This window comes from Acidimicrobiia bacterium (assembly GCA_035651955.1).
Lineage (GTDB): Bacteria > Actinomycetota > Acidimicrobiia > IMCC26256 > JAMXLJ01 > JAMXLJ01.
The window spans coordinates 1-25,631 of the sequence record DASRES010000019.1 but is presented as its reverse complement, the minus strand read 5'-3'; the positions used below and the strand labels follow the sequence as shown (position 1 = coordinate 25,631).

Genomic DNA, 25,631 nt, shown 5'->3' with positions numbered 1-25,631 from the left:
GACCGCGTTCACGCCGCACGCGAGGAACACCGCGATGCCGAGCACGACGAGCGGCACGGCGCGGCCCGTGCTGCGCAACGCGAGCCCCGCGCTCGAGTTGTTGGCGAACGCCTTGAACAGCGCGCCGACCGCCGACGGGTTGTTGTACGGCGACGCGCCGACCGCGATCGCCACGCCGACGAGCATCACGAGCACGAAGTAGGTGCGGTACCGCCACTTGATCGTCGCGGCCGCGAGCAGCGCGAGCGTCGGGATCGCGTAGCTGACGAGGATCAGCCAGATGTGCTGGGTGTAGTCGGGTGCGGACTCGGTCCAGGGGCCGATCTTGTCCTGGCCGTAGAAGAACCAGTACCCGAGCCCGCGCATGATCTCGCTCGGGAACGACGTCTTCGACACCGATTGCACCGTCTCGGTGAACTTCAGGATGTCGAGCCCGTAGCTGCCCTGCGCCCACAGCCCGGCGATCCACCACAGCGACGTCACCAGCGTCAGCAGCCCGATCTTCCAGACCACCTCCCACGCGCGCCGCCACGACGTCTCGTGCGTCACCCACACCGAGTACGGGATCCAGAGCGCGGGCGCGATGAGCGCGAAGAGGAGCGCGGTCGCGTTCACGCCGCCGACGAGCTGGACGACGACGGCGAACAGCGCGGGGTAGAGCCAGCCGCCGCGCCGCAGGGCGAGGACGACGAGCCCGACCATCCACGGGAGCGCGGCCCAGGGCCCGAGGATGACCGAGATGCGCGCCGAGTAGTCGAGGACGTACGGCGTCAGCATGAACGCGAGCGCGCCGGCGACCACGCCCGGGCCGCGGACCTCGAGCACCCGGAAGAGGAACAGCATCCCGAGCGCGGCCGCGAACAGCAGCGACCCGAGCCAGAGCCGCTGCGACACCCACGCCGGCAGCCCGAGGAGCTGCTCGAGGATCCAGTAGAACGGCCCCATCGGGAACAGGTAGCCGATCGTCTGGTGGGTGACGGTCCCGAACCCGATGTTGGGGTCCCACATCGACGGCGCCTGCGACAGCAAGCGGCCCGGGTCGAGGTACAGGTACGTCTTGGTGTCGGCCGCGACCTTCCCGGGCTGGGTGAGCAGCAGCGGCACGTACGCGAGGAGGGCGAGCAGGCCGTAGCCGCCCCACCGGCGCATCCGCCCGTCGCGCTCCGCCGACGGCGTGCCGTCCGGGTACGGCCGCGTCCCACCGAGCTCGCGCAGCCCGGTCCGGAGCTCGGTCACAGGCGCCCCCGCCTCGTCGTGGCCGCGGGTCGTGGGCCCCGGCCCTGCTGGTTCACGCGGCTGGTGCCGCTTCCTCCGACACCGCCGCGCCGGTTCGTTCGATGGGGCTCACGCCCGGGCTGCCGTTCGCGCTGCCGTCTCGCGTTGCCGTTCGCGCGCGTCGGTGCCCGTCCGGTGGCCGCCCGCCACGCCGGGCGGCCGGTCACACTAACGCACCCTCATCGGCCGGTTCCTTCGCCGGACGCCGCGAGAGCGGCTCACCTCGGCGGCCGACCGCCGGCGCACCCCTCAACTCGCCGACCGTGCCGCCGATCACTCTCCGTGACGTGATCCGGCGGGGGGATCACGTCGCGTGGCTACTCCTGCGACGTGAAAGGACGTCCCCGTGCGAGTCCCTGGCGCGCGCCCGCGCTCGTTGCGCACCGCCGTCTCGTTCGCCGCGGCCGCGGCCCTCCTGGCCGGCGTGGCCGCCTGCACCCCGGCGCCGTTGGCGGCCCCGGCCCGGCCCGTCGGCACGTTCTCCGCCCCGGCGTCGATCCCGAGCGACTGCTCGCGCGACGTCACCGCGGACCTCCTCGCGTGGATCGCGTCGGTCGGCGACGGGTCCACCCTGCGGTTCGCGCCCAACGGCTGCTACCGCATCGACCGGACGCTGCGCATCGAGGACCGCAACCACCTCACGTTCGACGGCAACGGCGCGACGTTCAAGGCGATGACGAGCGGGCGCGAGCTCGGCCCGTCGGCCGCGCGCACCCGGAGCCAGTTCAAGTTCGTCGACGGCTCCGACATCCTGGTGCAGAACCTCACGGTCGTCGGTGCGAACCCGCACGCGGGCACGTACGACGACTCGTACGTCGCCGACCTGGAGGCGCAGCACGCGTTCGAGATCGGCGGGACCCGCAACATCGTGCTCGACCGGGTCCACGCGTCCGACGTGTACGGCGACTTCGTGTACGTGGGCGCGCCGAGCAGCCACGTCACGGTCCAGAACTCCACCTTCACACGCAACGGCCGGCAGGGCTGGACCGTCGCGGGTGGGGAGTACGTGACGTTCGACAACAACATCATCAGCGAGACGCGCCGTGCGACGATCGACATGGAGCCGAACTCGTCGGAGTCCGCGCAGCGCCACATCACGTTCAGCAACAACATCGTCGGTCCGGGCCGGCTGTTCTTCCTCTCCTGTGGCGGCGCGCCCGCGCAGACGCAGGACGTGTCGATCGTGAACAACCACCTGACGGGACGGGCGCTCACCGTCCACGTCTGGGGCGACCCCGGGGTGCGCAGCGACTTCACCGTCACCGGCAACACGAGCGACGCCGGCGCGAGCCAGTCCGGCGGCGGTGTCATCTACTTCCACGGCACGAGCGACGTCGTCATCGAGAGCAACGTGCAGCCCGTCCAACCGGACCGCGGCATCTCGGGCGTGAGCCTGGAGTCGGCGACGAACGTCACGGTGACGGGCAACACGTTCCCGGACGCGGTCGCGCCCGTCTACTACGCGCCGTACGACCCCGTGTACAAGTACCCGCCGACGCGCCAGGTGACCGACTCCGGCAACCGGATCGGCGCGCCCCTGGTCGTCTCGGCGTCGCGGACCGTCCTGTCCTCCTGGTGACGCGACCTACTCGCGGAACGTGGGCTTCGCCGACGCGACGCTCGCGGGTGGGGTCAGGAAGCACGTGAACGGCTTGCCCCCGGGCGAGAACGTGGGGACGAACCTGGAGTCGTGCACGCGCAGGTACGCGATGCACGGCGGTTGGAGCTTCTCGGTGTGCCGGCGAGTCCAGTCGATCGGCCCCACCATGCCGTTGGCGTCGTACGCGGTCTCGCGGTTGATCGCGTCGATCACCTTCTGCTGGGTGAAGTCCGGGCCGGCGGCGCGCAGACCCGTGACGAACTGGTCGGCGTTGACCCAGCCGACCTCGGCGTTCTCCGTCAGCTTGAACCCGGCCTTGCCCATCCACGTGACGTAGTCGTCGAGCGCGGCGAAGCGCGGCTTCGTCTCGACCGGCGCGACCTCTGTCGCGACGATCGAGCCCTCGAAGAACCCGCCGTTCTTGGACATGAAGTCCTGGTCGTAGCCCTTCGGCAGGTAGTGGATCGCCTGCATCCCCTGCTGGCGCATCTCGCGCGCGATGCCGAGCACGCCGTTGGTGTCCATGCACGTCGTCACGAGATCGACCTTGCCGTCGAGCATCTTCTTCACGTCGGCGCTGAAGTCGGTGACACCGAACGACAGGCTCTTGTCGAGGAACGCGATCCGGGCCGTCGGGTACTTGTCGAAGCTCGCCTTGATCCCGTCCGTGCAGTCGGCGGACTGGGCGACGCTGTACGCGATGACGCCGAGCCGGCTCTTGTGGAGCTGCTGGGCGACCCACGGCAGCGAGACGTCGGGACAGGAGCCGCCGATGCACAGCGCGCCGACCTCACCGAAGAAGTTGGGCGGCCCCGCCCACTCGTCCTGGATGTTCCAGCCGAACGTCGGGATGCCCGACTTCGCGAGGATGTCCGCCCCGGTGAACAGCACCGTCGCGACGGGCAGCACCGCGAACGGGTGGTCCTGGTCGACGATCGCCTCCGCCTCGCGCCGGTCGTTCGCGAGCTGGTCGTCGTGCCGGTGCGCGATGACGAGCTTTCGCCCGTAGACCCCACCCTTGCTGTTCACCATGTCGAAGTAGGCCTGCACGCCGTCGTACGCGGAGCGGTACCCCGGACCGGTCGGGTCGGTCGCGTCGACGAGCCCGCTGACGCGGATCTCGGTCGGCGTCACGCCCGGCTGGCTCACCGCAGGGAACGTCCCGCCCGCTCCTGCGTTCGTCGTGCTCGTGGACGACGACGCACTCGACGACCTCGACGATCCCGAACTGCCGCACGCGGCCGCCACGAGCGCGAGTGCGACGAGGAGCGCGGAGACGCGTGCACGCATGCGATCACCTCACGAGGTGCGGAAGCTCCGCCCCGGGAAGTACTCCGCGGCGGGGTCGACGAGGACGTTGACGATCGACGGGTGCGGCGCGGCGAGCGCGCGCTCCAGCGCCGGCACGAGCTGGTCGGGTCGCTCGACGAGCATCCCCTCGCCGTCGAACCCCGGCGCGAGCGCCTCGTAGTGACGGACGCCGAGCGGGATCCACGGTCCGCTCCAGCCGCCGTTGTTGAGGACGACGGTCGTGATCGGGAGCCCGAACCGCGCCGCGGTGTCCAGCTCCATCGCGTGGAAGCCGAACGAGCCGTCGCCGACGACCCAGACGACCGGCGTGCCCGGGCGGGCACACGCGGCGGCGAGCGCGTACCCGATGCCGTTGCCGATGCAGCCCAGGTTCCCCATGCTCGGGACGCGGCCCGGCTCGTACGCGCGGAAGCAGGCGTTCGCCCACATCAACATGTTGCTCGCGTCGGCGACGACCGTCGCGTCACGCGGGAGCAACGCGGCGAGCTCGCGGCAGACGCGCAGCGGATGGATCGGGACGTCGTCCGAGGCGGCGAGCGCCGCCTTGGACGCGGCGATCCTGTCGGCCTGGTCGCGCAGCGCGGCGACCCAGTCCGCGGTGTCGAGCCGGTCGACCTTCTCCGTGAGCCGCCGCAACGCGGCACGCGCGTCGGCGACGATCCCGAGGTCGACCGGCGCGCGGTTGCGGCCGATCTCGCGCGGCTCGACGTCGATCTGGATGAAGTGGTCGAGATGCCCGAAGCCGCCGTAGCCGAAGAAGTAGTCGAGCTGCTTGCCGACGACGAGGAGGACGTCGGCCTGGTAGACGACGTTCTGCCAGTCGTTGCCGAAGCACAGCGGATGGTCGTCGGGGACGAGCCCGCGCGCGGCCTGGCGGGTGACGAGCGGGATCCGGCTCCGCTCGACGAAGGCGCGCAGCTCGTCGCCCGCGTGCGCCCACCAGACACCGCTGCCCGCCACGACGGCCGGCCGGCTCGCGCCCGCGAGCAGCTCGACGGCGCGAGCGATCGACCCGTCGTCGGGCCCGCCGCCGCGGGCGCCGGCGTCGAGGCGGTACGCGACCGCGGCGGCGTCGGGATCGACCATCGCGTGCACGAGGTCGATCGGGACCTCGAGGTACACGGGCCCGGGACGGCCCGTGGTCGCGGCGCGGAACGCGGCGTGGACGTACTCGGCGACGCGGTCGGCGTGGTACACGCGCCGGGCCCACTTCGTGACCGGCTGCGCGAGCGCGAGCTGGTCGAGGCTCTCGACCTCGCCGGCGTCCTGCCCGCGCAACGTCGCGGCGCCCGCGATGCACACGACGGGCGACCCGTTGTTGTGCGCGTTCGCGATGCCCGTCAGCGCGTTGGTGAACCCGGGTCCCGCGGTGACGAGGCACACGCCCGGCTCGCCCGTCGCGAGCGCCCAACCCTCCGCGGCGTGTGCAGCCGCGCCCTCGTGCCGGACATCGACGACGGTGATGCCGTGGGCCTTCGCCGCGTTCCACGTCGGGTCGATGTGGCCGCCGCCGAGCGCGAACACGTGTGTGACGTGCTCGCGCACGAGCGCGCGTGCGATGAGCTCGCCCGCGCTGACGACGGCCGTCATCGAGCCTGCTCCGCCTCGCGCGCGAGCAGGTCGTCGAGCGCGCGGCGTACGGCGTCCACGCGTGTGCCGGAAGGTGTCGCGTCGTTGAGCTCGCCGATCGCGATCACGTCGTCGCGGGTCAGGCCGTACGTGCGCGCCACGACGTCGACTGCCGGACCTCCGACCTCGGGATCCACGACGCCGATCGTGTTGGCGTAGAGCGTGATCGGGTGGAATCCGGCGCTGAAGAGCATCCAGCCGAGCGCGCAGAAGCCGCCGTCGCCCATGAGGATGCCGGCGTTGAGCCGCGGCGGCAGCGTGTCCCGCACCCGCTGGAGCAACGCACGCTGACGCCCGTCCATACCGACCGCCTCCGACGCCTCACAACATGGCCGGCACGTGGGGACCGCCGCCGACGTAGATCGTCTCACCCGAGAGGAAGCTCGCGGCGTCCGACGCGAGGAACAGGATCGGGTAGGCGATCTCCTCCGGGCGCCCGGCGCGCCCGACCGCGTTCGACATGCCGCCGACCTCGTCCGGGTCGCGGCCGATCCGCTCCATCTCGCGGACGAACCCCTCCGACGCGACCGCGCCGACCGCGACGCAGTTCACGCGCACGCCCTTCGGCGTCAACGCGCCCGCGAGCGTCTTCGTCAGGTTGTTGACCCCCGCCTTCGCCGCGCCGTACGGCGCGACGTAGGGGAGGCCCAGCTGGCTCGCACCCGACGAGACGTTCACGATGGCACCCGAGCCCCGCTCGACCATGTGCGCCGCGGCCGCCTGCGACAGCAGGAACACGCTGCGGAGGTTGAGCGCGAGCATGTTCTCCCACGCGTCGACCGTCCAGCTCTCGAGTGGGTAGGAGTGCGACCCGCCCGCGTTGTTCACGAGGACGTCGATCCGCCCGTGCTCCGCGATGGTCCGCTCGACCAGCGCGCGGCACTGCTCGGGGTCGCGCACGTCGGTGGGCACGACGAGGGCGTGCCCACCGCGCTCGCGCACCTCGGCCGCGACGCGGTCGAGGTTCCCGACCTTCCGGCTCGCGAGGACGACGGGCGCGCCCGCCTCGGCGAACAGCAGGGCGGTGGCGCGCCCGATGCCGGTGCCGCCGCCGGTGATCACGGCGACCCGCCCGCCGACGTCGAAGGCGTCGAGCGCCACGACGACCCCCCTTCGTCGCCCACCTGAGAGAAGACGCTTCTCGCTTCGGAGAAAGCTATTCTCGGGCCCCGGACAGGCGCAAGCGTCACCGGGTCCGCCGCGCAGCGCGGCGGCGCCGCCGGCGCCCGTGGCGGAGCCCGGCGAGCGCGAACGTCACGAGCGCGTCGACCTCGTCGTCGCTCGGCACGACGCACCAGATCGTCGACGCGTGCAGCTTGCCCATCGTGAGGTGGTAGATCGCCTCGGCATCCCGTTCGGGATCGGCGTCGGGGAAGGTGCCGTCGCGCCGACCCTCGGCGACGGCGTCGACGAGCGGCGCGCGCGCACGCCGGTCGGTCTCCCGCCACTCGTCCGGGAAGTCGTGGGCGAGGCGGTAGCCCATGAGGATGAACGGCCGCGTGTTCGCGATCCCGTGCGGCCACTGCGACCGCGACAGCGTGCCCTCGATCCAGGCGCGGACCTTCTCGTCGGGCGTCGGCAGCGCGGCCATGCGGGCCGTGAGCTCGTCGACGGTGTGCTGCAGGCCGTCGCGCAGGATCGCGACGAGCAGGTCGTCCTTGCTCGAGAAGTGCCGGTAGAACGCCTTGTTCGACAGTCCGCTGCGCTCGATGATGTCGGTGATCCGCGGGTCGATGCTGTCCGTCCGGCGGATGACGTCGATGCCCGCGCGCAGGAACCGCTCGACCTCTTCGGCACGGGCGCGGTATTGCGCGTCGAGCGACCGCTGGACGCGACGGTGCACCTCGCCGCGCGACCCGTCGCCGGCGGATCCGTCGCCCCGCGCCATGCCCGTGCGGGTCAGCCCGCGAACGGGGCGAGACCGAGGCGCCGGCGCACCTCGGGGCGTCGCAGCGGTGGCACCGTCTTCGGCGGTTGCTTCCGCTCCGGAAGGCTCGCGAGCAGCCGCTCGGTGATGTCGGCGATCTCGAGCACCGCGTCGTCGACGGTCGCGCTCAGCGCCGCGTTCGGTCGCGTGATGCCCGAGACCTTGCGCACGTATTGACGGGCCGCGGCCTCGATCTCCTCGCGCGTCGCGGAGGGCTCGAGGCCGCGCAGCTCGGTGATGTTCCGGCACATGCGGTCAGACTACGGCGAGAAGATCGAGCACGAGCGCGGCGGTCCACGAGAAGCCCGCGGCGCCGAAGCCCTCGCCGGTGAGCGGCGAGAAGTACTCGGCGAAGCCGTGCGCGGCGACCAGGTCGAGCGTCTGTCGTGCGAGCTGCCGGGCGCGCGCGTGCTCGCCGTGCCGGTCGAGGGCGCGGACGAGGATCCAGTTCGTGTTCACCCACGTCGGGCCCTGCCAGTAGCGCTCGGGGTCGAAGCCCGGCGCGTCGGTCGGAACGCTCGGGACGGGATGTCGCGGTGCGAACCCGGGCGCTTTCAGCAACGAGACGAGCCGTTCGACGCGCGCGCTCGGGACGTCGCACGCGAGCGGCAGCAGCGCCGCGATGGTCGCGGCGTCCAGCAGCTCGCCGGTGAGCGCGTCGCGCGAGCAGTAGCGACCGCGCGTGTCGTCCCACAGCATCTCGAGCGCCGCGTCGGTCCGTGTCGCGTCGCGTGCGAGGTCACCGTCGAGCGGTGTCCCGAGCCGCGCGCACAGGTCGCGCAGACATTCGTTCGCGACCACGAGGAGCGCGTTGAACGCGAGGTCCTCGACGAGCAGGCCGTCGCGCGCGGCAGCGATGCGGCGCGCGTCGAAGCCGTGCCGCTTCGCGACGCGCGCGAGCGCGAGCATGCGCAGGCCGTCGTCGTCCCGGGCGCGCTGCGCCGCGGGGAGGTAGCGGGTGTCCGTCCGGAAGAACCGCACCACGTGCGTGAGACCCAGACGGAGCGTCGCGCGCACGTACCACGGGCCGCCCCAGCGGGCGAGCAACGTCATCCACGACGGCGTCGTGTCGAGCCCGCACTCCCACGGGTGCAGGAGCGCGACGAAGCCGTCACCCCGCACGTCGCGCTCGCGGTAGAGCCACTCGTGGTACCGGACGATCGCGGGCACGACGCCCGCGAGGAATGCGCGCGCGTCGTCGGGCCGCAGTGCGTCCGCGACGTGCCGCGCGGCGAGCGCCGGCAGGGGCGGCTGGGTGATGCACGACGTCGCGACCGTTCGGGGCGCGCGCGGGTCGCGCGCCGACTGCCAGAGCCGCCGGCTGCCGGCGTCGCGCACGCCGGGCGCGAACACGACGTGCGGGAGCATCCCGTTCGTCCACTGACCGCGCAGGAGCGCGCGGAGCTCACTGGCAGCGCGACGGGGATCGACGCGCGCGAGCCCGATCGCGACGAAGCAGGAGTCCCACAGCCACTGGTGCGGGTAGATGCCGGCCGCCGGGCACGTCCAGTCGCCGCGCCGGTTGCGGTCGAGCACCTCGTTCGCGCGACGCGCGAGCTCGTCGGCGCGCGCGTCCGCGGTCCCGGCGGTCAAGGGGCGCGGAGCGACGAGAGCGGCGCGCGCCCGTCCGGCGTGAACGCGACGATGCCGTCCGGCGAGCCCTGCTGCGACGCGCCCGTCCCGAGGACGAGCGTGTCGGCGACGACCGCGATGCCGGACCAGTTCGGTGCCTGGAGCGGGAGCGACGCGAGCAGCGCGCCCGTGCGGACGTCGCGCACCTGGACCTGGTCCGCGAGCGCGCGTCCGTTGAAGGTCATGCCGCCCGCGAGGGTCGTCGGCGCGAACGACGCCGCGCCCGTCGCCTGCCACGTGACCGCGCCGGTCCGGGTGTCGAACGCGTGCACGGTCGGCTCCTGCAGCGCGACGTCGTGCGGATCGGCGGGGTCGCAGACCGTCGGCCCGTTGCTCTCGAAGCGCCCGAAGTCGCCCAGCGCGGTCGACCCGACCACGTGCGTGCCGTCGTACGCGGTCGTCCCGATGAACCCGCCCGAGAACCCGCCGAACACGACGTTCGTGCTCCATCGTGGCGCGCCGGTGCGCGGGTCGAGCGAGTAGTAGGTGCCGTCCTTCCCGCCCACCCCGAGGAACGTCGCCCGGCCCCGACGGTCGAGACCCGCGTTCACGGTCGCGCCGAAGTCCAGGTCGCAGCTGGCGTCGTGACGGGGCGGCCGGTACGACCACGCGACGCTCCCGTCCCGCACGCGGACCGCGACGATCGACTCGCTGAGCGGGAGGTCGTTCGAGAAGTGGCAGTCCGACGTGTCGAACACGACGAGCCCCGCGCGCGGCAGCAGCGTTCCCGACGACCAGACGTTCCCGCACCCGTCGTTCGCAATCGCGCCCGTCGCGTCGCGGTCGGTCTCGAGCGTCCACACGGGCACGCCCGTCGCGAGGCTCGCGGCCGCGATGTAGCCGCGCCGGCCGCGGTCGCCGTCGGCGGAGACGCCGAAGATCACCTTGCCGTCCGTCACGACGGGCGAGGAGAAGATGCGCGTGCCGTCGTGCACCGGGTCAGGCGGGAGCTCGGGACGGCCGGTGTACGCGTGCTTCCAGAAGAGCGCGCCTGTATGCGCGTCGAGCGCGTACAGGGTGTACCCGCCGCCGAAGATCACGAGATCGGGACGGCCGCGCGCGCCGGGCTCGTACCACGCCGACGACGTCACCATGCCGCCGTCCGACGTGATGTCGCGGGGCGTCACGCCCGGCTGTGGCGAGACGGCCGGTTGGGCGTCGAGCGGGAACTTCCAGCGGAGCGCGCCCGTCCGCAGGTCGACCGCGTAGAACCAGCCGTCCCACGAACCCGCGTAGACCACGCCGTTCACGACGGTCGGCGTCGCGGTCACCGCGTCGCCGGTCCGCAGCTCCCAGGCCTCGCGCAGCGTCGGCGCCTGCGCCGGCGTCAGCGTCGTGCGGGTCGCGAACGTGTGCTGCGGGTTCTGCCCGTAGCCCGGCCAGTCCCACGGTCCCGGCGCATGGCGACGGCCGCCGCCGATCGCGGTGGTCCCGCCGATCCCGCCGATCCCGCCGACGATCGCCGAGCAGCCTGCGAGCGCGGTGACGGAGACGATCGCGGCAACCGTGCGAAGGGCGCGCGTCAACCGACCGGGCGCGGGCACACGTGTCGCGTGGGATCGCACGTCGTCACCGAGGTGGGGAAGTCGTACCCGGTGGCGACGGCGACCGGTGTGCCGGGCTGCGCGCCGTCCATCGGCACGCGCATCTCGCGCCCGGCCTTGCTCGCGGGGCCGCAGTTCGTCAGCACGCCCGAGCACGTGATGTGGATGTCGGTGAAGTACAGCGTGCCGTCGGGCGCGAACGCGAGCCCGAACGGGTTGTAGCCGGTCGGGCTCTGACCGATCTGGCTCAACGTCTCGCCGGGAACGGTGCCGTGTCCCGGCACCGGCCGGCCGGCGTCGTCGAACCACTCGACGGCCGGATCGCCGAACGTCGTGTCGACGGCCCAGCAGTGGCACACCGGGTCGCGCGCGATCGCGATCGGGAACGGCAGGTTCGCGAGGCTGCCCTGCACGAACACCGAGGCCTGGAGGCGCGCACGCGGGTAGAGCCCGTCGGCGCCGCAGTCGTTCGGGTCGTCGGGGAGTGACGCGTGCGTCAACCGCAGGACGCGACCGGCGGGGAGCCCGTGCGCGTCGACCGCGCCCGCCTCCGGTACGAGCAGGTCGCCGTGCGCGTCGACGGCGAGATCGCCGGGCTGGCGCAGCCCGCCGGTGCCGTCGACGTGGTGCGGCCCGACGCCACCCGACGTCGGCCCGTCGACGACGCACGCCTTCGTGTAGTCGGGTGCGAACCACTCGATGACGCGCCCGTCGTCGGGCGGGGGGAACTGACCCTGCGCGGTGCCGATGTCGGACGCGAACAGGTTGCCCTCGTGGTCGAACGCGCAGCCGGTCATCGTGCCGTTGTCGTTGAACGCGCCGCCGCCGGCGACGTCGGGCGGGATGTCACCGCCGACGGTCTGGCCCGGGAGGTGGTACGGGCCGGGGACGAAGAGCGTCTGGCCCGTGAAGCGCCCGTGCCGGTCGTACAGCGCCTCGCCGACAGGGGGCTGCTTGTACGGCTTCAGGCCGCCCGGGTTGTGCTGGCTCGGCAGCGTCGGGTTGTAGCCGACGACGAAGCGGCCGGATCCGTCAGGGACGATGCACATCTGCCCGTTGGGGTCCCAGGGGGGGATGAGCTGCGCGATGCGACCCGACGGCATCGACAGCGCGTCCTGCTCCTCGTTCTGGTCCCAGTAGACGAAGTAGCGGTGGTCGCGGCTCCGCGGCGGACGGTGGCCGGTCTGCGCGAGGTACCCGCACCCCGCCCCCAGCACCGCGAGCACGACGACCAGCGTGCGAAGCGCACTGCGCATCCGACCCTCCCCCGGCATGCCGCCGCCGGAACGCTAACGCGCATCGCGACGGCTCGCGGTTGGACATGGTGACGGGGTGAGCGGGGAAGCCCGGGCCGTGCAGCGGCGTGCGCTCGTCGCGCACCGTCTCGCGCTTCGATGAAGCGTGAGTCGGTCCACGACCGACTGGTGCTTCAGTGAAGCGTGAGTGACATCGGCGGGCGGTCCCGCGGGACCGCGCGGCGCGCGCTCCCCGCCGAGGGTGACGCCGCCAGCCGTGAGCTCGACCCACGTACGGCCGGGTGCCCGCGATCGCGCGAGCGACCGTCAGCCGGACGTGAAGCGCGTGATCCGCGTGGTGAGCGCCCGCAGCACCGGGTTCGCGTCGCCCGCGACACCGGGGTACGCGACGCCCGCGGCCTGGGCGAGGCGGGCCTGGCGCTCGTTGATCGCAACCGACCGCGTGAGCGCGAACAGCTCGTGCCACGGGAGGTCGACGAGCTCGCGGCCGAGCTGCCGCTCGTAGTGCGCGACGAGCTCGTCGCGTGCGAGGAAGCCGGGGACGCTCCGCCCGACGAAGCGTGTCGTCAGCTCGTCGAGCACGAGGTACCACGCGACGTCCGACTCGGCCGGACCGACGATGGCGAGCTCCCAGTCGAGGACCGCGCGCACACGCCCGTCGTCGGTGAACACGACGTTGCCGATGCGCGCGTCGCCCCAGCACAGTGAGCGCGGTGTGTCGCTCGTCGGGACGGTCTCGGCGCACCAGGTGATCGCGTCGGCGAGCCCGGCGGTCGGGGCGCCGTCCGCGGCCCAGTCGACGTAGTCGCGCCACCACGCGACCTCGTCGGCGAGCGTCGCGCCGCCGTGACCGCCGTGCCCGCGGTGACCGCCGCGGAGCGCGTCGCCCAGCCCGTGCGCGCGCCAGTCGAACCGGTGCACCGCGGCGAGCGTGTCCACGAACGCCTCGTGCAGCACGCGCTGTCGCGCGACGGGGCGGTCGGTGATCCAGGCGTCGAGCGCGGGTGCCTCCCCGCCGACGTGACCGTCCTCGTACGACATGACGAGGAAGGCGTCGCCGAGCCACCCGGCGTCGGCCTCGAAGGCCAGCACGCGGGGGACCGGGACCGGTCCGTGCGCAAGCGCGTCGAGGACGCGCGCCTGCGCGGCCAGGTCGTACGAGGGCCAGGTCGGCACGGGTGGCGGGAGCCGGACGACGACCTGCTCGGGTACGCGGCCGTCGCTCGCCAGATGCACGACGAGCGTCTCGTTGGTCCAGCCCGCGCTCGGGCGCGCCATCCCCGTGACACGGCACGCCGCGTCCGGCCAACGCTGCCCGCACCACGCCTGCAGACCGCGTGCGAGGTCCGCGTCGTCGCGCCGGGCGAGGGCCGCCATGCGCCGCTGATGTTACATTTCTGCCGGTGTCTGTCACACCTGTCCCCACCGGCGAGCGGATCCTCGACGCCACGCTCGAGGTGCTCGCGCGGCGCGGCGAGTCGCGACTGTCGATGCGCGACGTCGCGGAGACGGCCGGCGTCGCGCGCATGACGCTGTACCGCTACTACTCCACGAAGGACGACCTGCTCCGCGCGCTGGCCCGTCACGAGCAGCGTCGCTTCGACGAGCGACTCGAGGAGGCCCTGCGCGACGCGACGACGCCGGCCGACCGGATCGACGCGGTCCTGCGCGCGATCGTCTCGTTCCAGTCGGAGCGCGCCACACGCGCCGTCGTCACCGCGGAGCCCGGCTTCATCCTGCAGCGCATGCGGCGGGCGCTGCCCGTCCAGCGGCGGACGCTCGAGCGCCTGGTCGGCGACGCGCTGGCGCAGGCGCCCGCGGTCCGTTCGGGGAGCGCGACGCCGGGCGACGTCGCGGAGGTCCTCTTGCGGGTCGCGATGTCGCAGTTCCTCGTCCCCCGCCGCGATCCGGACGCGCTGCTGCGCGTGCTCCACGCGTCGGTCGGGTTCCCGGCGAGTGAGCGCCGGCGCGCGAGGCGGGCGTCGTGAGCGCGTCGGATGACGGCCCGCTCGTCGCGGCCGACGAGTGGTTCGCGCACCAGATCGTCGAGACCCACGCGCACGTCGCGCAGTCCGACCGGTCGTGGACCGAGAAGGTGTGCGCGATGGCGGCGGCGCGCGACGGCAGCCTGCAAGTCGGCTTCGGCGTCGGGAAGTACGCGAACCGGAACGTCTTCGACGGGTACGCCGGCGTCTCCCGTGGGCGCGAGCAGTGGACCGTGCGCGGCAGCCGGCGACTGAGCGACGACGGCGAGACGATCGGGGTCGGCCCGATCCGCTACGACGTCGTCGAGCCGTTGCGTGTGATCCGGTTCCGCTGCGAGGCGAACGAGGTCGTGCCGATCGCGTTCGACTGGACGTTCGAGGGGGTCGTGCCCCCACGTCTCGAGCGACGTGACCGCCAGCGCGCACGGCGCGGCACGCGCGTGGACGTCGACGTGCTGCGCTACCACCACGTCGGCGTCGCGTCCGGCTGGGTCGAGGTCGACGGCGAGCGGCACGGCATCGCGCCCGACACGTGGTTCGCGACGCGGGACCACTCCTGGGGTGTGCGCCAGGACGTCGGCCTCCCGCCCGAGGACGTCGAGCGCTCCGGTCTGACGGCCGGGGTGTCGTTCCGGTTCTCGTGGAGCCCGATGCTGCTCGAGCGCGGCGACGGGTCGCGCTACGCGATCCATCACCAGCACCGGCAGCTGCGCGCGTTCGGGTACGAGGAGGAGATGTTCGAGGGCGGTGTCGAGAGCGCCGATGGCGGGGTCGAGCCGTTCGTCGCGCTGCGGCCGGAGCTGCGGTTCGACCCGACGAACCGCCGCGTGCTCGGGGGCACGCTGCACGCGACGACCGCCCGCGGTGAGTCGCGGCCGATCGAGGTCGAGGCGGTCGGCGACACCGGGTTCCACCTCGGCGCGGGGTTGTACTTCGGCCTGGACGGTCACCATCACGGCGAGTGGCGTGGCGCGCTGCACGTCGAGGGCGAGCGCATCCCCGACTGCACGGACGTGCGGACCGCGCACCGGATCCACCAGATCCGCGACGCGGTCGTGCGCGTCGACGATCCCGTCGGTCGCGGGCGCGGGTGGGGCAACCTGCAGACGGCGGTCGTCGGCGCGTGGCCCGAGCTCGGGCTGAGCGAGGAGACCTCGTTCGTATGACGCGCTCCGTCGACGACGGGCCGGGCGAGCTCCGGGTCGACCCCGAACAGATCGGGCTGTTCACGCGCGACGACTACTACGAGCTGCTCGCCCGGCTGCGGCGCGAGGCGCCCGTCCACCGGTTCGCGCCGAGCTCCTGGACCGTGGCGTGCTACGAGGACGTGCGCGAGATCAGCCGTGACCCCGAGCGGTTCTGCTCCGGACGCGGCGTCCTCGTGCACGACCCGCTGCGCGCGGGCGGCGGGATCGAAGGGTCGCTGATCCACATGGACCCGCCCCGGCACGGCGTGTGGCGCCGCGTGGTGAGCCGGCGGTTCACACCGCGCGCGGTCGGCCGTCTGGAAGCGCGCATCCGGGAGCAGGCGCGGGCGGTGCTCGACCCCCTCGCACCGGGGGACGCCGTCGACGTCGTCGACGCGATCGCGGCGCCGTTCCCGGTCCTCGTCATCGCGGAGCTGCTCGGCGTCGCGCACGGCGATCGCGACGACTTCCGCCGCTGGTCCGACGCCGCGATCAGCACTCCCGACGCCGAGACGCCCGCGGTCGACGATCTCGCCGCGCTGCATCGCTTCCTCGTCGAGCACGTGAAGGAGCGGCGCGCGCACCCGGGCGACGACGTCGTGTCCGAGCTCGTCACGGCCGACGTCGACGGTCGCCGGGTGTCGACGTCGGAGGCAGTCGGGTACTGCCTGACGCTCCTCGTCGCGGGGAACGAGACGACCCGTCACCTCGTCTCCGGGAGCGTGCTCGCGCTGTTCGAGCATCCCGAGCAACGCGCGTTGCTGGCGCGCGAACCCGCGCGGATCGGCAGCGCGGTCGAGGAGTGCCTCCGGTGGATCACGCCGGTGCAGGCCTTCGGCCGGACCGCGACGCGCGACACCGAGGTGCACGCCACCCCGGTCCGCGCGGGCGACTGGCTGGTGATGCTGTACGCGTCGGCGAACCGCGACGAGACCGTCTACGGACCGACTGCGGACCGCTTCGACGTCACGCGGCCCGTCGACAGCGCGCATCTCGCGTTCGGGTTCGGCGAGCACATGTGCCTCGGCGCCGCGCTCGCCCGTCTCGAGGGGCGCGTCATGCTCGAGGAGCTCCTCGCGCGGTTCCCGGAGTACGCGGTCGCCGGCGATCCCCGGTGGACGCGCTCGACGCTCGTCCGCGGCCTGGAGTCCCTGCCCGTCGTGCTGCGCTGATCCACAATTGTGGTTCCGCGCTCGTAGAGCGCGCTGAACCACAATTGTGGCGCACGTCAGCTGGCCCAGCCGGGGCGGACGAGACCACTCTCGTAGGCGAACACGACGAGCTGCGCGCGGTCGCGGGCGCCGAGCTTCGTCATCGCCCGGCTGACGTGCGTGCGCGCCGTCGCCGGGCTGATCACCAGGACCTCGGCGATCTCCTCGTTGGACAACCCCGCCGCGACGTGGCTCAGCACCTCGCGTTCGCGGTCGGTCAGCACCTCGAGGTTCCGGCCGTGACGGGTCGGCTTCGCACGCAGCGCGTACTCCTCGACGAGCCGTCGCGTCGCGCGTGGTGACAGCAGCGAGTCGCCGGCCGCGACCGTCCGCACGGCCCGCAACAGGTCGACGGGCTCCGTGTCCTTCACGAGGAATCCGCTCGCGCCCGCGCGCAGACCGTCGAACACGTACTCGTCGAGGTCGAACGTCGTCAGGATCACGATGCGGACATCGGCGAGCCGGTCGTCGGCCGCGATCGCGCCCGTCGCCTCGATCCCGTCGACACCGGGCATGCGGATGTCCATCAGGACGACGTCGGGCACGAGCCGGCGTGCGAGCGTGACCGCCTCGTCACCGCCCGACGCCTCGCCGACGACCGTGATGTCGTCCTCCGCGTCGAGCAGCGCGCGCAACCCCGCGCGCACGAGGCCCTGGTCGTCGGCGAGCAGGACGCGGATCACGATCCCGGCGTGACGGGGAGTCGCGCCCGCACCTCGAACGTGCCGTCGGCGCGCGGCCCGGCGTCCAGCACCCCGCCGACCGACGCCGCCCGCTCCCGCATGCCGACGATCCCGGAGCCGCCGTCCGTCGCGTGACGCGTCATCCGTTGTCGCGACCCCGCGTTCACGATGCGGATCTCCAGCGCGTCGCCGTCACGGTGCAGACGCACGTCCGCCTCGGGCCGCTCGCCGTGACGCGCGACGTTCGTCAACGACTCCTGCACGATCCGGTACGCGGCGAGGTCGACGTTGCTCGGCAGCGCGCCCAGGTCGGGGTCCGCGTCGAGCCGGACGCGCACACCGCTCGTGCGCGCCCGGTCGACGAGCACGTCGAGCTGGTCGAGCGACGGCGTCGGCATCCGGGGCGCGCCGTCGTCCGGACCGCCGGCCTGTCGCAGCACGCCGAGGATCGACCGGAGCTCGACGAGCCCGACCTTGCTGACGTCCTTGATCGTCGTCAGCGCGGCGCGCGCCTGCTGCGGGTCCTGATCCATGAGGTGGAGCGCGATCCCGGCCCGCAGGTTGATGAGCGACATGCTGTGCGCGACGACGTCGTGTAGCTCCTGCGCGATCCGCAGCCGCTCCTCGCTCGCACGCCGCTGCGCGCTCTCGACCCGTGAGCGCTCCGCCTCTCGTGCCCGCTCCCGGCGGCTCCGGATCAGCTCCGCGACCGTGAGCAGCACGAGCAGCCACGCCGCGAGCGCGCCGACGACGTGCAACTGCGGCGCCTTGCCGCGCCCGATGAGGTACCCGAGCCACGGGAACGTGAGGAACCCGATCACGAGCGAGGTCACCGCGGCGGCGCGCAACCCGCGCAGCACCACGTAGCCGAACGCGACGACGAGCGCGACGAAGATCGGCCCGCGCGGGTAGCCGAGCGACCAGTACGCGAGCGTCGTCGCCAGCGTGGCGGCGAGCACGCCGATCGGGAAGCGCCGCCGCAGCGGCAGCACCGCGATCCCGGCCGCGAGCAGCGCGATCCCGGCCGCGCCGAGATCGCCGCGGCTCTGGTGGCCCGCCGCGACCGCGGTCGCGCCCAGCTCGACGAGCGCGCTGCCCGCCACGAGCGCGACCTCGATCGCGATCGTCCGGGCCCGCGCGCTCCTCGGCGGGCGCTCAGCCGTGAACGCTGGCATCACCCGTCCAGCGTAGGGACCGCGGGCGCGGGGGCCATCCGCCGCCCGGCGGATCGGCGCGTACGTCGAGCGACGTACGCGCGCCCGGACGACGGCCCGCGTCTACCGCGCGGCGCGTACCGCAGGTTCCGACGGGCGGGCGACGACGCCGGCGAGGACGTTCCGCACGATGGACACGTCCCCTCGAACGGAGGTCCACCGACGATGACGACCACCTCGACGACCGGCACGACGACCGGCACGCTCCTCGCCGCACCTGCCGCCCGGGCCGAGCACGCCACGAAGATCTACGGGACCGGCGACGCCGCGGTGCGCGCGCTCGACGACGTCACGCTCGACATCCCACGCGGCCGGCTCACCGCCGTCATGGGCCCGTCCGGGTCGGGCAAGTCGACGCTCCTGCACTGCATGGCCGGCCTCGACGTCGTGACGTCGGGCCGCGTGCTCGTCGACGAGCAGGACCTCGCCGAGCTGTCCGACCGCGAGCTGACCGTCCTGCGCCGCACGCGGATCGGCTTCGTGTTCCAGGCGTTCAACCTCGTCCCGACGATGACGGCGATCGAGAACGTCGTCCTGCCGTTCACACTCGGTGGCGCTCGTCCCGATCGCGCGTGGCTCGACACCGTCGTCGAGACGGTCGGTCTGCGCGACCGGCTGCACCACCGTCCGAGCGAGCTGTCGGGCGGACAGCAGCAGCGGGTCGCGGTGGCCCGCGCGCTCGTCACGCGACCCGAGATCGTCTTCGCCGACGAGCCGACCGGGAACCTCGACTCGCGGGCCGGCGCGGAGGTGCTGGGCTTCCTGCGCCGCGCGGTCGACGACTTCGACCAGACCGTCGTCATGGTCACGCACGACGCGATCGCGGCGTCGTTCGCGGACGCGGTCGTGTTCCTCGCCGACGGTCGCGTCGTCGACCGGATGGACGCGCCGACGACTCAGCGTGTGTTCGACCGCATGCGCGCGTTCGACCGCGCGCACGAGCTGGGGGCCTGAGAATGCTGAAGACCAGCCTGCGCTCCGTGTGGCACCGCCGCCGGCGCGTGCTCGGCATCTGCGTCGCGGTGACGATCGGCGTCGCGTTCCTCACCGGCACGCTCGTGCTCGGCGACACGCTGAAGACGAACTTCGATCGCCTCTTCGCGGAGACGTCCGCGGGGACGAGCGTCGTCGTGCGGAACGCGACGGCCGTGCAGTCCGATCGTCAGTTCGACGCCGACCGCGGTCTCGTGGACGAAGCGCTCGTCGCGCGCGTGCGCGCCGTACCCGGCGTCGCGGACGCGCAGGGCCAGGTCGCCGGGTACGGGCTCCTGATCGGCCGTGACGGATCCGCGGTCGGCGGCAACGGCCCGCCCCGCATGGCCGGGAGCTGGATCACCGATCCCGTGCTCAACCCGTACCGGCTCGTGCAGGGCCGCGCGCCCGCCGCACCCGACGAGGTCGTGATCAACCGCGGCGCCGCGAAGTCCGGCGACCTCCACGTCGGCGACACCGCGACCGTGCAGACGCCGGAGCCGATCACCGTGCGCATCGTCGGCATCGCGACCTTCGGTGACGCCGACGGCTTCGGCCAGGCCACGTTCACGGCGTTCACGCTCCCGTCCGCGCAGACGAACGTCACGCACCAGCCCGGTCGCGTGTCGTCGATCGTCGTGCGCGCCGACCGCGGCGTCTCCGCCACGACGCTGCGCGCCCGTGTCAGCCGGGTCCTCCCGAGGGGCGTGCAGGCGATCACGGGCCAGCAGCTCACGAACGAGCGGATCGACCGCGTGTCGAGCGCGTTCCTCGACATGCTCCGCGCGTTCCTCGTGGTGTTCGCCGCGATCGCGCTCGTGGTCGCGGCGCTGAGCATCAACAACACGTTCTCGATCACGGTCGCGCAGCGGACGCGCGAGCTCGCGCTGATGCGCGCGGTCGGTGCGTCGCGGCGGCAGGTCCGGGCGATCGTGACGTTCGAGGCGCTCGCGATCGGCGGCGTGTCGGCGCTCGTCGGTCTCGTCGCCGGACTGGGCGTCGCCGGGCTCCTCAAGGGGATGTTCGACGCGTTTGGCTTCGCACTCCCCGCCGGCGGGCTCGCCGTCCGCACGTCGTCGCTCGCCATCGCGTTCGTCGCCGGCGTCCTCGCCACGCTCCTCGCGTCGCAGCTGCCCGCGCGTCGTGCGTCGAGCGTCGCGCCCGTCGCGGCGCTCGCCGAGTCGAGCGCCGAGGCACCCGGCATCGGCGGGGGCCGGACCATCGCGGGTGGCGCGCTCGCGGCCGCTGGCGTCGCCGGCGCGGTCGCGGGCGCGCTCGGCGGCAGCATCACGCTTGCCGGCCCCGCCGCGCTCGTGCTGGTCGTCGGGTCGTTGATGCTCGCGCCCGTCGCGCTCGGCCCGGTGTCGCACGCGATCGGCGCGGTGCTCGGCCGCCTCCGCCCGACGTCCGCGTCGTTCGCGGAGCAGAACGCGCGGCGCAACCCACGACGGACGACCGCGACCGTGACCGCGCTCGTCGTCGGCGTCGCGGTCGTGTCGCTCTTCACGCTGTTCGTCGCGTCGCTGAAGGCGACGCTCGACCAGCAGGTGCAGACGGGCCTGCGCGCGGACCTCGTCCTGAGCAGCCCGTCGTTCGGCGGCGGGCGACTCAGCCCGTCCGTCGCCACGGACGTCGCGCGGTCACCCGTCGTGACGCGTGCCGTCGGGCTCGGCGAGGCGACGTTCCTCCTCGACGGGAAGACGACGACCGCGTCTGTGGCTGACACGACCCAGATCGGTCGCGTCATGCGGTTCGACACCGTCGCGGGCTCGGTGCCGCGGGTCAGCCCGGACGGGATCGCGGTCTCGCGGTCCGAGGCGTCGGCGCACGGGTGGCACGTCGGATCACGCGTCGAGCTGACGTTCGGCGGTGGCGCGCGCGAGCAGGCGACCGTTCGCGCCGTCTACGACCACGCCGATCTGCTCGACGACGTGCTCGTGCCGAGCTCGCTGTGGGCGCGGCACACGGCGCAGCCGACCGACACCGTCGTGTTCGTGTCGACGCGGCCGGGCGTGTCGTTCGCGGCCGCGAAGCGCGCCCTGGATCCCGTCGCGACGCACAACGGCGCGACCGTCCAGGACCTGTCGCAGTACGCCAGCTCGTCGAGCGCGGGACTGAACACGATGCTCGGCATCGTGTACGTGATGCTCGCGCTCGCGGTGCTGATCGCGTTGCTCGGCATCGCGAACACGCTCTCGCTCGCCGTGTACGAGCGCCGCCGCGAGCTCGGGCTGCTGCGTGCCGTCGGCCAGACGCGCGCGCAGCTCCGGTCCGTGCTGCGGTTCGAGTCGCTCATCACGTCGACGTTCGGCACGGTCCTCGGCCTGCTGCTCGGCGGGTTCCTCGGCTGGGTGTTCGCCGTCGTGTCCGGCGCGGGGACGTTCTCGCTCCCCGTCGTGCAGCTGGCTGTCGTCGCGGTGCTGGGCGCGGTCGCGGGCGTGCTCGCTGCGGTCCGTCCGGCGCGGCGCGCGGCACGTCTGCCCGTCCTCGAGTCGATCGGGGCGCTGTGAGCGCCCCGTCGACCCCCGAGGTCTCCGTGAAGCGTGGCGGACGCCAGGCGACCGTGACGCTTCAGGGAACGGGCCGGGTCCGGCTCCGCGGGCGCGCGCACAAGCTCGCGCTCACCGTGCACGTCCTCACCGCGGTGGGCTGGTTCGGCGCAGCCGGGTTCGTCGCGTTCGCGCTGATCGTCGCGGGGACGACGGGCGACGCGCGGCTCGCATCCGCGCTCTACCGCACGATCGAGACGTCGGTCTGGCTCACGATCCCGCTCGGTGTCGTGACGCTCGTCGACGGCGCGGTGCTGTCGGTGGGGACGATCTGGGGCCTCGTCCGTCATTGGTGGGTCGTCGCGAAGATCGCGATCGTGGTCGTCGTCGTGGTGACGGACGCGACGCTCGTCCGCGCCGGCGCGCACGACGCGCTCACGGGCGGGTCGGCCGGTCGCGCGATGTACGGACCGGTGATCGCGCACTGCGTCGTCCTGACCGTCGCGACGGCGCTCTCCGTGTTCAAGCCCCGGGGCCGGACACCGTTCGGTCGAGCGCGCGCAGATGCGCGACCAGCGCCGTGAGCGCGACGCGGGCCGCGGCACGAACCGCGTCGTCGTCGGCGACGCCCGCGTCCGTCACGACGTCGCGGCGGACCGGGATGTCCGCGCACGCCTCTTCGACGACGTCGCAGCCCGCGTACCCGAGCACCGTTCGCAGCGACGCATGGCGCTCGCCGCGCCCGTCGGCGACGTCGACGCGTTCCACCACGCGACGGGCTTGCCGAAGATCTCGTGGCCGCCGATCGTCCAGTCGAGGAGGTTCTTGAACGAGCCCGGCAGCCCGCCCGCGTACTCGGGCGTCGAGAGCACCACGGCGCGCGCGTCGGCGATCGCGCCGCGGAGCCCGGCGACCGCGGGATCGAGCGGCTCCGCGTCGTCGTCGGGGTCGAAGTGGGGGAGCGTGCGCATCCCCTCGTACAGCACGCCGGCGAAGCCGTCGGGCATCACGTCGCGCGCGGCGAGGAGCAGGCCGGTGTTCGTCGATCCCCGCCGCAGACTGCCGGAGACGAGCAGGATCCGTTCCACGCACCCATGCTGACCGGGAACGCGGACGGGCGCCTGCCTATCGTGGACGCGCGAGACCAGCTGGAGGTCGCGGGCATGGGCAGCGCGCACGCCGACGTCGACGAGCTGTTCGAGCGGGTCGCGGCGCGCCTCGTCGCGAAGCACCCCGGCCTCGAGCGCGGGAAGATCATGCACTCGACAGGGCTGCGGACCTCCGGCGGGTTCTGCGCGTTCGTGACACGCGGTGAGCTCGTCGTGAAGCTCCCCGCCGATCGTGTCGCCGCGCTCATCGCGGACGGCACCGGCCTCGCGTTCGACGCGAACCGCGGCAAGCCGATGAAGGAGTGGGTGCGGCTGCAGCCGGTCGACGAGAAGACGTGCGCGTCCTACGTCAACGAGGCCCGCAAGTTCGTCACGAAGTCGCGCTGAGTCAGGCCAGGTTCGGCATGTCGACCTGCAGCTGCCCGGTCGTCATCGCCCCGAGGAACCCGCCGTCGACGTGGAGCGCCTCGCCCGCGACGTAGCTGCAGCGCGGGCTGTTGAGGAACACGAGCGGCCACGCCTGCTCCTCGGGGAGCGACCGCCGGCCCGACGGCCCGATGAACGCGTCGATCAGCTCCTTGCCGTTCTGCTCCTCGAACGCGGGCATCATCGGCGTCGTCGTGGGCCCCGGGTTCGTGCAGTTGAGCCGGATGCCGCGCTCGGCCATGAGCGACGCGCCACGCCAGGCCACCCACGCGTTGAGCAGTTGCTTCGACGGGAAGTAGCCCGTCGCGATCTTGCCCGGGTTCGCCTCGCAGTAGGCCTTGGCGCTCTCGAAGTCCGGTGTGCTGACCAGCGGGAGCAGGTTCTCGAGGTTCTGCTGCCACCCGAGGCCCGCGTTCGACGCGACGCACGCGGCCGCGGATCCCTCCGGCATGACCGGTACGAGCGACTCGATGAGGTGGCGCGCCCCGACGAAGTTCACGAGCACGGTGTCGAGGTCCGAGAACGGGGCGCCCGGCAGCCCCGCGACGCTGAAGACCGCGTGGACGGGGCCGTCGATCGACGCGACCGCGCGGTCGATCGCGTTCCGGTCACGCAGGTCGACCTCGAGATGGAGCGCGACCTTCGCGTCCGTCGGCTTCACGTCGACCGACACGACGTTCGCGCCGACGTCGACGAGGATGCCCGCGGCGGCCCGTCCCATCCCGGACGCCGCTCCGGTGACGACGACCTGCTTGCCCTGGTAGCCGAGGACGTCTTCCATCTGCTCCCCCTGCAATGGACCCATCCGGACCGGGCGCGTGAGCGTAGTGACGTGACAGACCGTCTGCGAGTGGGGTGAGCGTCGTGAAGTACGTCATGTTCTACGAGTCGGCGCCCGACGTCGCGACGAGGGCGGCGCCGCACTTCGCCGCGCACGTCGAGCGCCTGAACGAGTTCCACGACCGGGGCGTCCTGCTCATGGTGGGGACCTTCGGCGACCCGCAGAACGAGGGTTCGATGGCCGTGTTCACGACGCGCGAGGCCGTCGAGGAGTTCGTCGCGGGCGATCCGTTCGTGCGCAACGGCGTGGTCGCGAACTGGTACGTGCGCGAGTGGAACGAGATCTACTCGGACGAGTCGTAGACCGTGACCGGGTCGCCGACCGCGACGTCGCCTGCCTCGGTGATCGTCCCGTAGACGCCGGCGCACGCCCACGCCCCGAGCCCGGTGATCTCGAGGCGGTTGTGGCGCGCGATCGCCTGCAACGTCCGCCGGTCGGCCGGGAGACCGTCCTGCGCGAGCGTCGTCATGACGCAACGCATCGTCGGGAGGTCGACACGCGCGCGCAGCGTGTCGCCGAGCGCGACGGTCGCGCCGACCCACTCGTTCTCGACGAAGCCCGCGCCGTCGACCTCCACGAGCACGTTCGGCCGGTAGCGACGGACGTCGAACGTCGCGGTCGGTTCGAGCGACGACAGCGCCCGGAGCGTCGCCGTCGTCATGACGTGCAGCGTGGTGAGGTCGAAGTACGTCCCGGTGGGCGCCATCGACGCGACCGGGATGTCACTGACCGGGTCGTCGCCCTCGCGGCGTCCTGCGCTCATCGCCGCGACGAGCTCCGCGGGCGCGAGCCCGTCGATCGCGGGCCACACCTCCTCGAGCGCCTTCCCCTCGTTCGGACCCGACGCGAGCGCGACGTCCCGCCCGCAGAACCGCGACAGGGCGTCGTCGACGCCGGGCGCGTCACTGCGGACGGCCGTGCCGTCCGGCAGGGTGAGCTCGACGGGAGCGCGCACGCCGCCCGGGTCGGGCTCGTCGACGTAGCGCGCGCTGATCTCCAGCAGCCGTCCCCACTTGCGCGGGTGCTTCGCCGACGCGACACGGCCGTCGGAACGGTCGACGACGGCGTAGGCGCGGTCCCCCGCGAAGCCGCGCTCGCCGGCGCTGACCCGGTCGAGCCGTTCGCCGAGCATCGACTTGACCGGGAAGCGGAAGAGCGCGGCGACCACGCCGCGGCCTGCTGCCACCGCGGCGACGGTACCCGAGGCGGTAGAACGTGCGGCGACGAACGCGCGGACGAAGCCGAGCCGTGCGCGGAGGCGCGGGACGGCTCGGCCCGAGGGAGCCATGAACAGCGGGACGAAGCCGAGCCGTGCGCGGAGGCGCGGGACGGCTCGGCCC

Annotated in this window: 25 protein-coding genes; 9 read left to right on the top strand and 16 right to left on the bottom strand. The window is 73.0% G+C overall.

Annotated features, from left to right (window positions below; all coding sequences use genetic code 11):
- On the bottom strand, nucleotides 1-1,236 hold a 1,236-nt coding region (locus VFC33_05660; protein ID HZR12721.1), incomplete at its 3' end, for an alpha-(1->3)-arabinofuranosyltransferase family protein.
- Nucleotides 1,237-1,621: 385 nt separating this feature from the next.
- Here VFC33_05660 and VFC33_05655 point away from each other — a divergent pair.
- On the top strand, nucleotides 1,622-2,854 hold the full coding sequence (locus tag VFC33_05655) for a right-handed parallel beta-helix repeat-containing protein (GenBank protein HZR12720.1): 1,233 nt from the start codon (nucleotides 1,622-1,624) through the stop codon (nucleotides 2,852-2,854).
- Nucleotides 2,855-2,860: 6 nt separating this feature from the next.
- Here the strand turns inward: VFC33_05655 and VFC33_05650 are convergent, their stop codons facing one another.
- From VFC33_05650 to VFC33_05605, 10 genes are all read right to left on the bottom strand, one after another.
- The gene (locus tag VFC33_05650) at nucleotides 2,861-4,165 is read right to left on the bottom strand and encodes an ABC transporter substrate-binding protein (protein ID HZR12719.1); all 1,305 of its coding nucleotides are present in this window, start codon (nucleotides 4,163-4,165) and stop codon (nucleotides 2,861-2,863) included.
- Between the two features lie 9 nt (nucleotides 4,166-4,174).
- Nucleotides 4,175-5,776, bottom strand: coding sequence for a thiamine pyrophosphate-binding protein (locus tag VFC33_05645; protein HZR12718.1), 1,602 nt, complete (start codon nucleotides 5,774-5,776; stop codon nucleotides 4,175-4,177).
- Nucleotides 5,773-6,117, bottom strand: a complete 345-nt coding sequence (locus tag VFC33_05640; protein HZR12717.1) for a hypothetical protein — start codon at nucleotides 6,115-6,117, stop codon at nucleotides 5,773-5,775. Before VFC33_05640 ends, VFC33_05645 begins: the two co-directional genes overlap by 4 nt.
- Nucleotides 6,118-6,136: 19 nt before the next feature.
- The gene (locus VFC33_05635; protein HZR12716.1) at nucleotides 6,137-6,916 is read right to left on the bottom strand and encodes an SDR family oxidoreductase; all 780 of its coding nucleotides are present in this window, start codon (nucleotides 6,914-6,916) and stop codon (nucleotides 6,137-6,139) included.
- Between the two features lie 85 nt (nucleotides 6,917-7,001).
- On the bottom strand, nucleotides 7,002-7,703 hold the full coding sequence (locus VFC33_05630) for a TetR/AcrR family transcriptional regulator (GenBank protein HZR12715.1): 702 nt from the start codon (nucleotides 7,701-7,703) through the stop codon (nucleotides 7,002-7,004).
- An 11-nt stretch (nucleotides 7,704-7,714) separates the two neighbouring features.
- Nucleotides 7,715-7,993: a DUF2277 domain-containing protein gene (locus VFC33_05625; protein HZR12714.1), complete on the bottom strand. Its 279-nt coding sequence runs from the start codon at nucleotides 7,991-7,993 to the stop codon at nucleotides 7,715-7,717.
- Nucleotides 7,994-7,997: 4 nt separating this feature from the next.
- Nucleotides 7,998-9,335 (bottom strand): trehalase family glycosidase, encoded by a 1,338-nt coding sequence (locus VFC33_05620; GenBank protein ID HZR12713.1) that lies wholly within the window; start codon nucleotides 9,333-9,335, stop codon nucleotides 7,998-8,000.
- Entirely contained in the window at nucleotides 9,332-10,939 is a 1,608-nt protein-coding gene (locus tag VFC33_05615; GenBank protein HZR12712.1) for a PQQ-binding-like beta-propeller repeat protein, read from the bottom strand. The genes VFC33_05620 and VFC33_05615 overlap by 4 nt, the downstream gene beginning before the upstream one ends.
- Nucleotides 10,897-12,174 (bottom strand): hypothetical protein, encoded by a 1,278-nt coding sequence (locus VFC33_05610; GenBank protein ID HZR12711.1) that lies wholly within the window; start codon nucleotides 12,172-12,174, stop codon nucleotides 10,897-10,899. Before VFC33_05610 ends, VFC33_05615 begins: the two co-directional genes overlap by 43 nt.
- A gap of 306 nt (nucleotides 12,175-12,480) precedes the next feature.
- Nucleotides 12,481-13,551 (bottom strand): phosphotransferase family protein, encoded by a 1,071-nt coding sequence (locus VFC33_05605; protein ID HZR12710.1) that lies wholly within the window; start codon nucleotides 13,549-13,551, stop codon nucleotides 12,481-12,483.
- A gap of 26 nt (nucleotides 13,552-13,577) precedes the next feature.
- On the opposite strand from VFC33_05605, the gene VFC33_05600 reads away from it, so the two are divergent.
- From VFC33_05600 to VFC33_05590, 3 genes are read left to right on the top strand one after another with little or no spacing between them, the layout of a single operon-like run.
- Complete coding sequence (locus tag VFC33_05600; GenBank protein ID HZR12709.1) at nucleotides 13,578-14,162, top strand: TetR/AcrR family transcriptional regulator; 585 nt, start codon at nucleotides 13,578-13,580, stop codon at nucleotides 14,160-14,162.
- On the top strand, nucleotides 14,159-15,325 hold the full coding sequence (locus tag VFC33_05595) for a hypothetical protein (protein HZR12708.1): 1,167 nt from the start codon (nucleotides 14,159-14,161) through the stop codon (nucleotides 15,323-15,325). The genes VFC33_05600 and VFC33_05595 overlap by 4 nt, the downstream gene beginning before the upstream one ends.
- Entirely contained in the window at nucleotides 15,322-16,518 is a 1,197-nt protein-coding gene (locus VFC33_05590; GenBank protein ID HZR12707.1) for a cytochrome P450, read from the top strand. The genes VFC33_05595 and VFC33_05590 overlap by 4 nt, the downstream gene beginning before the upstream one ends.
- 56 nt (nucleotides 16,519-16,574) lie before the next feature.
- Here VFC33_05590 and VFC33_05585 read toward each other — a convergent pair whose 3' ends face one another.
- Nucleotides 16,575-17,240, bottom strand: a complete 666-nt coding sequence (locus VFC33_05585) for a response regulator transcription factor (GenBank protein ID HZR12706.1) — start codon at nucleotides 17,238-17,240, stop codon at nucleotides 16,575-16,577.
- The gene (locus VFC33_05580) at nucleotides 17,237-18,415 is read right to left on the bottom strand and encodes a histidine kinase (GenBank protein HZR12705.1); all 1,179 of its coding nucleotides are present in this window, start codon (nucleotides 18,413-18,415) and stop codon (nucleotides 17,237-17,239) included. Before VFC33_05580 ends, VFC33_05585 begins: the two co-directional genes overlap by 4 nt.
- 204 nt (nucleotides 18,416-18,619) lie before the next feature.
- On the opposite strand from VFC33_05580, the gene VFC33_05575 reads away from it, so the two are divergent.
- From VFC33_05575 to VFC33_05565, 3 genes are read left to right on the top strand one after another with little or no spacing between them, the layout of a single operon-like run.
- Nucleotides 18,620-19,408, top strand: coding sequence for an ABC transporter ATP-binding protein (locus VFC33_05575; protein HZR12704.1), 789 nt, complete (start codon nucleotides 18,620-18,622; stop codon nucleotides 19,406-19,408).
- Between the two features lie 2 nt (nucleotides 19,409-19,410).
- Complete coding sequence (locus VFC33_05570; GenBank protein ID HZR12703.1) at nucleotides 19,411-21,936, top strand: FtsX-like permease family protein; 2,526 nt, start codon at nucleotides 19,411-19,413, stop codon at nucleotides 21,934-21,936.
- A 26-nt stretch (nucleotides 21,937-21,962) separates the two neighbouring features.
- The gene (locus VFC33_05565) at nucleotides 21,963-22,499 is read left to right on the top strand and encodes a DUF2269 domain-containing protein (protein ID HZR12702.1); all 537 of its coding nucleotides are present in this window, start codon (nucleotides 21,963-21,965) and stop codon (nucleotides 22,497-22,499) included.
- Between the two features lie 54 nt (nucleotides 22,500-22,553).
- Here the strand turns inward: VFC33_05565 and VFC33_05560 are convergent, their stop codons facing one another.
- Nucleotides 22,554-23,003, bottom strand: a complete 450-nt coding sequence (locus tag VFC33_05560) for an NADPH-dependent FMN reductase (GenBank protein HZR12701.1) — start codon at nucleotides 23,001-23,003, stop codon at nucleotides 22,554-22,556.
- A gap of 42 nt (nucleotides 23,004-23,045) precedes the next feature.
- Between VFC33_05560 and VFC33_05555 the strand changes: the two genes are divergently transcribed.
- A complete protein-coding gene (locus tag VFC33_05555; protein ID HZR12700.1) occupies nucleotides 23,046-23,411 on the top strand; it encodes a hypothetical protein in 366 nt (121 codons plus the stop codon).
- A 1-nt stretch (nucleotide 23,412) separates the two neighbouring features.
- Here the strand turns inward: VFC33_05555 and VFC33_05550 are convergent, their stop codons facing one another.
- A complete protein-coding gene (locus tag VFC33_05550; GenBank protein ID HZR12699.1) occupies nucleotides 23,413-24,231 on the bottom strand; it encodes a coniferyl-alcohol dehydrogenase in 819 nt (272 codons plus the stop codon).
- An 83-nt stretch (nucleotides 24,232-24,314) separates the two neighbouring features.
- On the opposite strand from VFC33_05550, the gene VFC33_05545 reads away from it, so the two are divergent.
- Nucleotides 24,315-24,593 (top strand): YciI family protein, encoded by a 279-nt coding sequence (locus tag VFC33_05545; GenBank protein ID HZR12698.1) that lies wholly within the window; start codon nucleotides 24,315-24,317, stop codon nucleotides 24,591-24,593.
- On the opposite strand, the gene VFC33_05540 is transcribed toward VFC33_05545, so the two are convergent.
- Nucleotides 24,575-25,631, bottom strand: a 1,057-nt coding sequence (locus tag VFC33_05540; GenBank protein HZR12697.1) for an MOSC N-terminal beta barrel domain-containing protein, incomplete at its 5' end; no start/stop codon positions are given. The two genes, VFC33_05545 and VFC33_05540, sit on opposite strands and share 19 nt — an antisense overlap.